At 70.9% G+C, this 12,131-nt stretch carries 9 protein-coding genes; all 9 read right to left on the bottom strand.

The window, feature by feature from the left end:
- The coding region (gene ilvC, locus JFB92_RS20320; protein ID WP_199042984.1) for a ketol-acid reductoisomerase at window positions 1–803 on the bottom strand (803 nt) is incomplete at its 3' end.
- A gap of 25 nt (window positions 804–828) precedes the next feature.
- A complete protein-coding gene (ilvN, locus tag JFB92_RS20325) occupies window positions 829–1,347 on the bottom strand; it encodes an acetolactate synthase small subunit (protein WP_199042990.1) in 519 nt (172 codons plus the stop codon).
- On the bottom strand, window positions 1,347–3,206 hold the full coding sequence (locus JFB92_RS20330; RefSeq protein ID WP_199042991.1) for an acetolactate synthase large subunit: 1,860 nt from the start codon (window positions 3,204–3,206) through the stop codon (window positions 1,347–1,349). Before JFB92_RS20330 ends, ilvN begins: the two co-directional genes overlap by 1 nt.
- 282 nt (window positions 3,207–3,488) lie before the next feature.
- Window positions 3,489–6,143: a putative bifunctional diguanylate cyclase/phosphodiesterase gene (locus JFB92_RS20335; RefSeq protein ID WP_199042992.1), complete on the bottom strand. Its 2,655-nt coding sequence runs from the start codon at window positions 6,141–6,143 to the stop codon at window positions 3,489–3,491.
- A gap of 258 nt (window positions 6,144–6,401) precedes the next feature.
- Complete coding sequence (locus JFB92_RS20340) at window positions 6,402–7,952, bottom strand: 6TM ABC transporter family protein (RefSeq protein WP_199042993.1); 1,551 nt, start codon at window positions 7,950–7,952, stop codon at window positions 6,402–6,404.
- A gap of 124 nt (window positions 7,953–8,076) precedes the next feature.
- Window positions 8,077–9,921 carry a dihydroxy-acid dehydratase gene (gene ilvD / locus JFB92_RS20345; protein ID WP_199042994.1) on the bottom strand — a complete coding sequence of 615 codons (1,845 nt, stop codon included), beginning with the start codon at window positions 9,919–9,921 and terminating at the stop codon, window positions 8,077–8,079.
- A gap of 65 nt (window positions 9,922–9,986) precedes the next feature.
- Window positions 9,987–10,436 carry a S26 family signal peptidase gene (locus JFB92_RS20350; protein ID WP_199042995.1) on the bottom strand — a complete coding sequence of 150 codons (450 nt, stop codon included), beginning with the start codon at window positions 10,434–10,436 and terminating at the stop codon, window positions 9,987–9,989.
- A 4-nt stretch (window positions 10,437–10,440) separates the two neighbouring features.
- The gene (gene hemQ / locus JFB92_RS20355; RefSeq protein WP_199042996.1) at window positions 10,441–11,157 is read right to left on the bottom strand and encodes a hydrogen peroxide-dependent heme synthase; all 717 of its coding nucleotides are present in this window, start codon (window positions 11,155–11,157) and stop codon (window positions 10,441–10,443) included.
- 14 nt (window positions 11,158–11,171) lie between these two features.
- On the bottom strand, window positions 11,172–12,131 hold a 960-nt coding region (locus tag JFB92_RS20360), incomplete at its 5' end, for a protoporphyrinogen/coproporphyrinogen oxidase (protein ID WP_199043006.1).

A 12,131-nucleotide genomic window follows, 5' to 3' on the forward strand; every position in this document is an offset into this window, starting at 1 on the left:
ATGATGCGCGAGCCGCGGGTGACCCCGCCGTACTCGGCGGTGTCGGAGACGGAGTACCACATGTTGGTCAGGCCGCCCTCGTAGATCATGTCCACGATCAGCTTGAGTTCGTGCAGGCACTCGAAGTAGGCGGCCTCGGGCGCGTAGCCGGCCTCCACCAGGGTCTCGAAGCCGGCGCGGATGAGCTCGGCGGTGCCGCCGCAGAGGACGACCTGCTCGCCGAACAGGTCGGTCTCGGTCTCCTCCTTGAAGGTCGTCTTCAGCACGCCGGCGCGGGTACCGCCGATGGCCTTGGCGTAGGCCAAGGCCACCGCCTGCGTGTCGCCCGACGGGTCCTGCTCGACCGCGATGAGCGCCGGGACGCCCTTGCCGTCGGCGAACTGGCGGCGCACCATGTGGCCGGGGCCCTTGGGGGCGACCATTGCCACGTTCACGTCGGACGGGGCCTGGATCAGCTCGTAGCGGATGTTGAAGCCGTGCCCGAAGAACAGGCTCATTCCCTCGGACAGGTTGGGGGCGATCTCGGTGGCGTACAGCTTGGCCTGGACGGTGTCGGGGACCAGGATCATCACGACGTCGGCCCACTCGGTCGCCTCGGCCGGGGTGAGGACCTTCAGGCCCGCCTCCTCGGCCTTCGGGCGCGACTTCGAGCCCTCCTGGAGGCCGATGACGACCTCGACGCCGGAGTCGCGCAGGCTCAGCGAGTGCGCGTGGCCCTGCGAGCCGTAGCCGAGGACGGCCACCTTCTTGCCCTGGATCACTGCCAGGTCGGCGTCGTCGTCGTAGAACACTTCAGCGGACATAGATTCTCTATCTTCCTTACTTGACTTAGCTCGGTGAGATGTAGCGGGACAGCGAGGCCATCGACTTGGCCCCGCGCCCCAGCGCGACGGTCCCCGACTGGACGAGCTCCTTGATCCCGAACGGTTCGAGGACTTCCAGGAACGAGTCGATCTTGTCGGAGTTCCCGGTGACCTCGAAGGTGACCGTGTCCGGTGTGACGTCGACCGACCGGGCCTTGAACAGCTCGGCGGCCGATATCACCTGGCCTCGGGAGGCGGCGTCGGCGCGGACCTTCACCAGCAGCAGTTCGCGCTGCACGGAGGCGTCCGGCTCCAGCTCCACGATCTTGAGCACATGGATGAGCTTGTTGAGCTGCTTGGTGACCTGTTCGAGCGAGCCCGCCTCGACGTCCACCACGATGGTGATGCGGCTGACGCCGGGGTGCTCGGTCTCTCCGACCGCCAGCGAGTCGATGTTGAACCCGCGGCGGGAGAACAGCGCGGCCACTCGGGCCAGGACTCCGGGCTTGTTCTCGACGAGGACCGAGAGGGTGTGCGTGCTCATCAGAGTTCCTCCTCGTCGAAGGCGGGCCGGACGTCGCGGGCGTAGAGGATCTCGTCGTTGGAGACCCCGGCCGGGACCATCGGCCACACCATGGCGTCGGGTCCGACGGTGAAGTCCACGACCACCGGGCGGTCGTCGATCTCGTTGGCGCGCCGGATGACGTCGTCGACTTCACCGGGGCTGTCGCAGCGCAGGCCCACGCAGCCGAGGGCCTCGGCGAGCTTCACGAAGTCGGGGACCCGCGGCGAGTCCTCGCTGTGGTGGGTGCTCAGACCCGTGTTGGAGTAGCGCTTGTCGTAGAACAGGGTCTGCCACTGGCGGACCATGCCCAGGTTGCCGTTGTTGATGACCGCGACCTTGATCGGGATGCCCTCGACCGCGCAGGTCGCCAGCTCCTGGTTGGTCATCTGGAAGCAGCCGTCGCCGTCGATGGCCCACACCATGCGGTCGGGGTGGCCCATCTTGGCCCCCATGGCCGCCGGAACGGCGAATCCCATGGTGCCCAGTCCGCCGGAGTTGATGAACGTCCCCGGGATCTCGTAGGAGATGAACTGGCTCGCCCACATCTGGTGCTGGCCGACGCCGGTGGTCCAGATCGTGTCGGGGTCGGCGAGGGCGCCGAGCCGCTCGATCACGTACTGGGGGGCCGTCATGGCCTGGACGCTCTGATCCTCATACCCCAGCGGGTAGCGCGCGCGCAGGTCGTCCAGGGTCTCCCACCAGGCCTTCAGCCGCTCCTTGCCGGGGTCGACGTAGGCCTCGGTCAGGCCCGCGATCGCGGACTTGCAGTCCCCGACGATCGGAACGTCGGCCTCGCGGTTCTTGCCGATCTCGGCCGGGTCGATGTCGACGTGGACGATCTTGGCGCCCGGTGCGAAGCTCGACAGCTTCCCGGTGACCCGGTCGTCGAAGCGGGCTCCGAGGGCGACGATGAGGTCGGCCTTCTGCAGCGAGTGGACGGCGGGCACGGTGCCGTGCATGCCCGGCATGCCCAGGTGCTGGGCGTGCGAGTCGGGGAAGGCGCCGCGGGCCATGAGCGTGGTGACCACCGGAGCGCCGGTCAGCTCGGCCAGCTCCAGCAGTTCGGCGTCGGCCCCGGCCTTGACCACGCCGCCGCCGACGTACAGCACCGGCCGCTTGGACTCGGCGATGAGGTTCGCGGCCTCGCGGATCTGCTTGCCGTGGGGCTGGGTGGTCGGCCGGTAGCCGGGCAGCTCCATCCTGGGCGGCCACACGAAGGGCGCCTCGGTGTTGAGGATGTCCTTGGGGATGTCGACCAGGACCGGGCCGGGGCGGCCGGTGGAGGCGACGTGGAACGCCTCGGCCAGGATCCGCGGGATCTCGGAGGCGTCCCTGACCAGGTAGGAGTGCTTGGTGATCGGCATGGTGATGCCGCAGATGTCGGCCTCTTGGAAGGCGTCGGTGCCGATCGAGGACGACACGACCTGTCCGGTGATGGCGACCATCGGGATCGAGTCCATGTGGGCGTCGGCCATCGGTGTGACCAGGTTGGTCGCGCCGGGACCGGAGGTGGCCATGCAGACGCCGACCTTGCCGGTGGCGGCCGCGTAGCCCTCGGCGGCGTGCCCGGCTCCCTGCTCGTGGCGGACGAGGATGTGGCGGACCTGGGCGGAGTCCATGAGCGGGTCGTAGGCCGGCAGGATCGTGCCGCCGGGAATGCCGAAGACGGTATCGACCTCGAGCTGCTCCAGGGACTTGACGACGGCCTGGGCGCCGGTGAGGACGGGCGCGGTGGCGGTGACGCTGTGCGGCGGGCCGGGCTTGGGGGCCTTCGGCCGGGGCGCTGCTGCTCCGGCTGGGCGCGGACCCGGTTTCGGGGCCTTCACTGGTGTGCTCATGTCCTTCGTCCAAATAGGGAGTATTCGCTGACTGTCGACACTGGGACGTCGTTTCCCGGGCAGAAAAAATCGCCCGCGTGCAAAGACGCACGGGGCGAGCGCACCGTCGGGGAAACGACGGTGCGCTATGTAAGTACTACGACGAGCGGGCGGGCGACGAGCCCGTCCGTGATGCTGATGTCGTAGTTCTGCTTCGGCACGAGTCCAGCATGCACGATTCCGGCCCGTGAGTCAACTTTTCTCACAGTACGGGAAGGGTGTGTCGCGCTCCAGCACGGGCGCTCACGCGGCGCCGATGGCGGGCGGGTCGTCGCTGTACCAGCGGGTCAGTTCGTCGGCCGGCATCGGCTTGGCCAGCAGGTAGCCCTGGACCAGCGGGGCCTCGGCCTTGACCATGGCCTCCAGTTGGGTGTCGGTCTCCACGCCCTCGGCGATGACGTCCATGCCCAGGCGCCGCCCGAGCTCGACGGCGACCTCGGCCAGGGGCCCGACGCCGCCGTCGTCCTTGGCGATCAGGTCGCGGTCGAGCTTGATGATGTCGACCGGGAGCCGGTCGAGCTGCCCGAGCGAGGAGTACCCGGACCCGAAGTCGTCCAAGGCGATCCGCACCCCGGCCCCGCGGAGGGCCTGGAGCTGGGCGACCAGGGTGTTCATCTGGTGGGAGAAGTCGTGCTCGGTGACCTCCAGGACCAGCCTGGAGGCGGGGACGCCGGCGGCGATGAGGGCAGTGTTGACCTCGGTGGCGAACAGGTGGGTGTGCAGCTCCTTGACCGAGACGTTGACCGAGATCCACCACTTGATGCCCCGGCCCTGCCACTCGGCGAGCTGCTCGGCGGCGCGGCCGACCGCCCACACGGCCAGGTCCTGGGTGAGGCCGGCCTCGGAGGCGGCGGGGATGAACTCGCCGGGGCTGACCTTGCCGAGCCGGGGGTGGGTCCAGCGCAGCAGGGCCTCGGCGCCGACGATGGAGCGGTCGGCCAGGGCGAAGACCGGCTGGAATGCGAGGCGCAGCTCGTCGCGGGCGATGGCGCCGCGCAGTTCCTGGGTCAGCTCGTTGCGGCGGCGGACCTTGCGGTCGAACTCGGCGTCGTAGGTCTCGTAGCGGTTCTTCCCGGCCTGCTTGGCCGCCCGCAGCGCCAGGTCGGCGTTGCGCAGCAGGATCTCGGGGTCCTCGATGCCGTCGGAGGCTGTGGCGATGCCGACCGAGCCGGTGGTGAACACGGTCGACTCGTCGTGGAACTCATAGGGTTCGGAGAGGGTCGCGACCAGGTCGTCGGCCATGGCGACGGCCTGGGCCCGCCCGGCGCGCAGGAGGACGGCGAACTCGTCGCCGCCGAGCCGGGCGCCGGTGTCGGTGGGGCGCAGCAGCTCCTTGATGCGCCGCGAGACCTCGACGAGCAGTTCGTCGCCGAAGTCGTGTCCGCGGGTGTCGTTGACGTTCTTGAACCCGTCGAGGTCCAGCAGGAGCAGCGCGGTCTGCTGGGACTGGGCGGCGACGCCGTCTTCGAGGGCCTGGAGGAGGGCGCGGCGGTTGGCCAGGCCGGTGAGCGGGTCTGAGTAGGCCATGCGGGCCAGTTCGGTCTCGAGGGTGCGGCGGGCGCCGACGTCCTCGACGCGGGCGACCAGGCCGCGCACCTGCGGCTGGCCGCGCAGGTCGGTCACGACCGTCTCGGTGTGCCGCCAGCGGCGCGCGGAGTCGCGGACGCGGGCCTTCAGGGTGATGCGGCCGGTCGCGTTGCGGCCCTCGAGGAGGTGCTGGAGGTTCTCCTCGGCGGCGTGGAAGTCGTCGGGGTGGACCAGGTCGAGGAAGTGGGCGCCGACGCAGTGCCCGGCCTCGGTGGAGGGGCGCCAGGCCGAGTCGTCGGGGTGCCAGGTGACGGTGAGGTCGGAGTCGAGGACCAGGACGGTGTCGGAGGCGACCCCAACTATGGCGGTGAGTCGGCGCTGCCGGTCGGCGGCCTCGTCGTTGGCCCGGCGGACGTCGAAGTGGGTGAGGACGACTCGGGCGGCGAGCGCTCCGGCGGCGGCCAGGGCCATCAGGGCGGCGTCGAGCGGGAGCGGCCCGGAGGTGGCGCCGTTGTCGAGGAATACGAACACGGCGATGGCGGCGGCCGCGATGGTGACGCCGTAGTGGACGGTGGGGTAGTTCGGCTTGTCGATCGCGGGCTTCTGGCGCAGGGCGATGTAGGTGACCCCGAGCAGGGCCGCGCACGAGGCGACCCAGGCGACCGACCACCAGAGGGTCGCCACGGCCGGGCGTCCCCACTCCCAGGAGGCGTACAGGGCCATAGAGGAGGTGTGAACGGCCAGGACGGCGGTGTAGGCGAAGGCGTGTCGGCGGCGCCAGCGAGTCAGGCGGAAGGTGGTGGACAGGCCCACGCCGAGCAGGACGATGCCGAGCATGCCCGGCAGCACGATGGCCAGGTCGGCGTTGTTCAATCGGCCGACGACCTCGGAGAGCCAGGGGCGGCCGAAGACCAGCCAGAAGGCGAACAGCAGGGACAGGCCGACGAACGCGCCGTCGACCAGGCGGCGCTCGACGGCGGGGCCGTCCCAGACCGAGTCGGGCATCCGCAGCAACGCCAGTCCGAACAGGACGATGGCGGCGGTGAAGCCGAGCCCGGCGAACAGCGAGGCGATGCCGCCCGGAAGCCAGGTGGTGGCGGCGACGGTCCCGGCGGTCGCCTGCACGCCGGCGGCCATGAGCTGGTAGGACCTGCGCAGCCCGGACCTGATGCGCCCGGCGGCGCGCCACATCAGCAGTCCGGCGCACGCGGCGCCCAGGCCGCCGAGGCAGGCTGCCGTGGCGTCGCTGATACCGCCTTCGGCGATCGAGCGCGCGCCGGTGACGACGACGGCGGCCAGCACCGAGGCCCAGACGGCCGTGGCCGCGATCCACGTCGAGAGGACGCGTGAGCGGCGGGGTGATGGCGACATGCACAGAGCCCAATCTTTGAAACCCTCGTGCCCTACAGGATGCCGTATCCGCAGACGGATGGGAACCTCGGCCTAGGGCACATGCCGTCTGCATGTGCATCCGGGAGGCGCCCGCGTGTCCGCCGATTCACCTTGCGTCACATCCGGTTCCGCTTTCGCAGGGTTTGACCTGCGGTCACGATACCGGTTTCTACGTTCGGTAGCCGCGCATGACCACCGAGTGCCGCTCGAGGCCCGGAGAATTCTTTGCGCCAGGTTTCAGCTATTGGTCTCCACGGCGCTCGAAGCGGCCTCCGGGACCACCGCGAGCAGCTCGTCCCGGGCCTCCCGGGCCTCGGCGGCGCGCTTCTCACGGGCCTTCTCGTCCTCGCCGACCTGGTCGCGCACGCGCGCGAGCTCGGTGCGGAGGGACTCGATCTGACTGTCGTGGTACTCCTGCCGCCGCGCCTGGTCGCTGCGGCCCTTGAGGTAGCGCCACACCGGTATCGCGATGGCGAGGGCGAGTACCACCGCCAGGAACCAGACGCCGAAGAGCGCCGAGATCAGGGCGAGCAGGCCGAGGGCGCCGCCGATGCCGACCGCGAGCGCCGTCGACGGGCCGCCGAGGTCGGCGCGCACGGTCAGGGCGCGCTCGGCCTGCTCGAGTTCGGCCTTGTCGTGGCCGTCGGATCCGACCTCGACGGTGATGCCGCCGGGGCGCTTGACCACTCGTGTGATCGGGGCGGTGGAGACGGCCCCGGCGCTGAGGACCTCCACGCGGGAGCGCAGCAGGGGCGCGCACAGCCGCAGCGCCAGTTCGCGCTGGGCCGGGTGGGCATCGGGGTCGAACAGGTCCCGCCGCAGCAGGTCGCCGACGGTGCCCGCGGACGCGGCCCAGGTCGGTTCGCTGCGCTGGATCTCGTCATCGGGGAGGTGCAGCTCCTCCATGGCCTCGACCAGCGGCAGCTCGGCCGGGCTGGGCTCCTCGATGAGCTCTTGGAGGTAGAGGCGCCAGCGCTCGTCGGGCTCGGGCGCCTCGGCCGGCTCGACGCCGTCCGCGGCCCGCAGGTGCTCGGCGAGCGCCCGCAGCGCCTCCGGCTTGCCCAGCGGCGCGCCGTCGGAGCCGAAGCCGCGGATCGCCTCGTCCCAGGCCAGGTTCTCGTCGTCGGCCACGCCCTCGGAGTCGAAGAGGGCTCGCAACCGGTCGGTCAGCCGGTCGGACGCGGAGGCGCCGAACTCGCCACGGACGGTGTGCTCCCACATCGCGCGCCACCCGGCCGCGACCTGACCGGACTCGGCCAGGCCGAGGTCAGGGGCCTCGTCGAGGAGCCGCAGCACGGCGACCTCGGTGAAGCTGGGCTGGTCGAAGCAGACGCCGACGCACAGGTTGAACAGCTCGGCGCGGATCGGGTCGCGCTCGCGGGCGGTCTCGAGGCCGGTGTTCAGGTCGGCCATACCCTGGCGCAGCAGCAGCCGCAGCATCGCGGTCGCCGCGGGCGTCATCCAGTAGCCGGGGACGTCCTCGACCTCCGGGGCGGTGGCTGGCATGCCTCCTGCCAGGGCCCGGAAGGACTTGCGGATCTGCTTGCGGGCGCTGTACTCGTCGAACTCCAGCAGTTGGAACCGCAGCTCGGTCCATTCGAGGACGGTGTCGATGCGGCCGGAGACCGAGTCGATCTGCGAACCGACCTTCCGCAGGCTCTGGTCGAACTCGCGCTTGGTGCGGTGGAGGCGCTGGCTCTGTCGCCGGGACAGGTCGGACAGCTCCTGGTCCATCTCGTTGATGGCGTTGCGCTGAACCCAGTCGTTGTCCCAGTTCCACAAGCTCACTCGGGCCATGGCGTCGTCACTCTCCGGGGGTCGGGGCGGTTCGGGCCTCCCCATTGTGGTCCGGGCGTGCAAACGGCCGGGCCCCCGTCGGGGGCCCGGCCGCGGTGCGTTGAGTGAGGCTTGTTCAGTCGACCTTGCGAACGGCGCCGTCGCTGGCCGGCGTGGCCATGGCGGCGTAGGCGCGCAGCGCGGCCGAGACGGCGCGCTCGCGCCCGGCCGGGGTGAAGGGCTGGTCGCGCTTCTCCTGGGCGACGCGGCGTTCGGCCAGGGTGTCCTCGTCGACCTTGAGTTCGATGCGGCGGGCGGGGATGTCGATCTCGATGGTGTCGCCGTCCTCGACCAGGGCGATCAGGCCGCCGCCGGCCGCCTCGGGGCTGATGTGCCCGATCGACAGGCCCGAGGTCCCGCCGGAGAAGCGGCCGTCGGTGATCAGGGCGCACTTGGGGCCGAGGCCGCGGCCCTTGAGGAAGGAGGTCGGGTAGAGCATCTCCTGCATGCCGGGGCCGCCTTTGGGGCCCTCGTAGCGGATGACGACGACGTGACCCGCTTCGACCTTCTTGCCGAGGATGCCGTCGACGGCGTCCTCTTGGGACTCGAAGACGATGGCCCTGCCGGTGAAGGTCAGGCTGTCCTCGGAGACGCCGGCGGTCTTGACCACGCAGCCGTCCTCGGCGAGGTTGCCGAACAGGACGGCCAGGCCGCCGTCGACGGTGTAGGCGTGCTCGACCGCGCGGATGCAGCCGTCTTCGGCGTCGGTGTCGAGGCTCGCCCAGCGGTTCTCGGTGGAGAACGGCTGGGTGGTGCGGACGTTGCCGGGCGCGGCGTGGAACAGCTCGATCGCCTCGGGCGCGGGATTGTCGGCGCGGATGTCCCACTTGCCGATCCATTCGTCGAGCGACGGCGAGTGGACGGAGTGGACGTTCTCGTGCAGGAGGCCGCCGCGGTAGAGCTCGCCGAGGATGGCCGGGATGCCGCCGGCGCGGTGGACGTCCTCCATGTGGTACTTCTGCGAGTTCGGCGCGACCTTGGACAGGCACGGGACCCGGCGGGAGACCTCGTCGATGTCGGAGACGGAGAACTCCAGGCCGGCCTCGCGGGCGGCGGCCAGCAGGTGGAGGACGGTGTTGGTCGAACCGCCCATGGCCACGTCGAGGGCCATGGCGTTCTCGAAGGCGTCGTGGGTGGCGATGCTGCGCGGCAGGGCCGACTCGTCGTCCTGGTCGTAGTAGCGGCGGGCCAGGTCCATGACCACGCGGCCGGCCTCGGAGAACAGGGCCCTGCGGGCGGCGTGGGTGGCCAGGGTGGAGCCGTTGCCGGGCAGGGACAGGCCGATGGCCTCGGTCAGGCAGTTCATGGAGTTGGCGGTGAACATGCCCGAGCAGGACCCGCAGGTCGGGCAGGCGTCGGCCTCCATGCGGCCGAGCTGGGCGTCGGAGACCGACTCGTCGGCGGCCGCGATCATCGGGTTGATGAGGTCGAGCTTCTGGGTGACCACGCCGTTCTCGTCGGTGGTCTTGCCGGCCTCCATGGGGCCGCCGGAGACGAAGACGACCGGGATGTTCAGCCGCATGGCGGCCATGAGCATGCCGGGGGTGATCTTGTCGCAGTTGGAGATGCACACCAGGGCGTCGGCGCAGTGGGCGTTGACCATGTACTCGACGGAGTCGGCGATGATCTCGCGGCTGGGCAGCGAGTACAGCATGCCACCGTGGCCCATGGCGATGCCGTCGTCGACGGCGATGGTGTGGAACTCGCGGGCGACGCCGCCGTTCTCCTGGACGGCCTCGGCGACGATGCCGCCGAGCTCCTTGAGATGGACGTGCCCGGGCACGAACTGGGTGTAGGAGTTGGCCACGGCCACGATCGGCTTGCCGAAGTCGGATTCGGTCATGCCGGTCGCGCGCCACAGCGCGCGGGCGCCGGCCATCTGCCGGCCGTGTGTGGAGGTCCGTGAACGAAGCGCTGGCATAGGCCAAGTCTGCCACGTTCCAAATCGCGGGACGAACCGCCCGCACCTTAGGACGCCCTAGGTTTCTAGAACTTCTGGATCATCACTCCGGCCAGGGCTTCGGGCGGGCAGGGGCCGTGACGGCGGGAATCGTCGGTGGCCGCCGAGTTGTCTCCGAGGAGGAAGTAGTGGCCCGGCGGAACGGGGTCGCCCGAGCCGGGCATGGGCTCGCCGGGGGCGGCCGCGACGCGTTTGACCCAGTAGGGGCCCTTCGGTCGGCCGCCGAAACGACGGGGCTTCGGCGCCTGGGCCCAGCCGAGGACCGGGTCCGGGGCGACGACGACCACGATCTGGCCGGTCTCGGCCGTCCAGGCCCGCTTGGCGAGCACTTCGTCGCCGGCGTGCAGAGTGGGCTCCATGCTGCCGCCTTCGACCGTGACGACCAGCCACCGCCCGCGCAGCAACCGGACCGCCTCGATGAGCAGCGCGAACGCCAGGACGATCGCGAGCAGGCTCACCCACCAGCTGGCTTCCATCGCTTTAGGGCAGGTCGTCGATGATGTCGGCTATGGGGCGGCGGCGGCCGGTGAAGAACGGGACCTCCTCGCGGACGTGCATCCTCGCGCGGGACGCCCGCAGGTCGCGCATCAGGTCCACCAGGCGGTGCAGCTCATCGGCCTCGAAGGCCAGGATCCACTCGTAGTCGCCCAGCGCGAAGGCCGGCACGGTGTTGGCCCGCACGTCGGGGTAGGGCCGGGCCATCTGCCCGTGCTCGCGGAGCATGTCGCGGCGCTCCTCGTCCGGGAGCAGGTACCACTCGTAGGACCGCACGAACGGGTACACGCTCACGTATCCGCGCGGCTCCTCCCCGGCCACGAACGCCGGAAGGTGGCTGCGGTTGAACTCGGCGGGCCGGTGGAGGGCCATGTTGGACCAGACCGGTTCCAGGTGCCGCCCGAAGGCGGTGCGCCGCAGCTCGGAGTAGGCCTTCTGGAGCCGGTCGGCGCTCTCGGAGTGCCACCACACCATGACGTCGGCGTCGGCGCGCATCCCGGTCAGGTCGTAGGTGCCGCGCACGGTCACGCCCTCGTCGGCGCAGTGCTTGTCGAAGAATGCCTGGGTGTCGGCGCCCAGATCCTGCCGGATCGACGGGAACGGCTCGGAAACGCGGAAGACCGACCACAGGGTGTACCGGACGGCCTCGTTCAGCTCCTTGATGCGCTGCGCGTTCGGATTGTTCGACTGCTGTTCGGTCACGTTGCGGCCCTTCCCTATTCGGCCTTGGATCCCAATTGCTCTTTGCGGCTCGCAGGCTTCGCCGAGGCTGCCACTTCGTCGGCCGCGCTCCGGCCGGAGGCGACGCAGGCGGCGATGCCGACCCCGTCGACCGCGGCCCCGGCGATCGCGATCCCGGGGCGGGCCCGCAGCGCCTCTCGGGCGGCGGCCACTCGCATGGTGTGCCCCGGCGTGTACTGCGGCAGGGCCCCGCCCCACCGGTCGATCCGCTGCGTCAGCGGCTCCGGCAGGGACCGGCCGAGGTGCTCGGCCAGTTCGCGCAGGGCGGTCCGGGCGAGCGTGTCGTCGTCGTGCTGGAGCAGCGCCTCCTCCCCCAGGCGGCCCATGGACACGCGCACGATGGTGCGCCGCCGCCCCAGGTGCGGCCACTTGCGGCTGAAGAACGTGGCGGCCTTGACGGCCTTGCCGCTCGCGGCCGGAGCCAGGAAGCCCGACCGCTCCGGCAGGTCGAGATCGTCGAAGGCGAAGGCGGCCAGTGCCACCGAGGCGTAGCCGACGCCGCTGAGTGCGGCCGCGGCCGCGGGTTCGACCTCGCGCAGCAGGCGGGAGGCCGGGGCCGCGGGGACGGCCACGACGACCGCGTCCACGTTCAGTCGGATCGGGTCGGGCACGGGCCCGGCCACCGCCTCCCAGCCGTAGGGGGTCTGGCGCAGTTCGCGGACGGTCATGCCGAGGCGCACGTCCGCCTTGGCGGCGGCCGAAGTCGCGGTGACCAGTCGGCCCAGGCCGCCGTCGACGGTGGCGAACACGGGCTTGCCGCCGTTTTGGCTGCGCGGCGAAGCCGCTCCGGTTTGGGGAGAGGCGTCGCTTGCGGCGCCGGCGGGTGGGGCGACGGGTGTGGGCGGGCGCCGGGACTGGGCGACCGCGTCGGTCAGCCGCGAATGACGTTCGAGCGCCCCGGCGAGCTGCGGCATGACCGCGCGCACCGAGAGGCG

The sequence above is a fragment of the Glycomyces salinus genome, assembly GCF_016428645.1.
Taxonomy (GTDB): domain Bacteria; phylum Actinomycetota; class Actinomycetes; order Mycobacteriales; family Micromonosporaceae; genus Glycomyces; species Glycomyces salinus.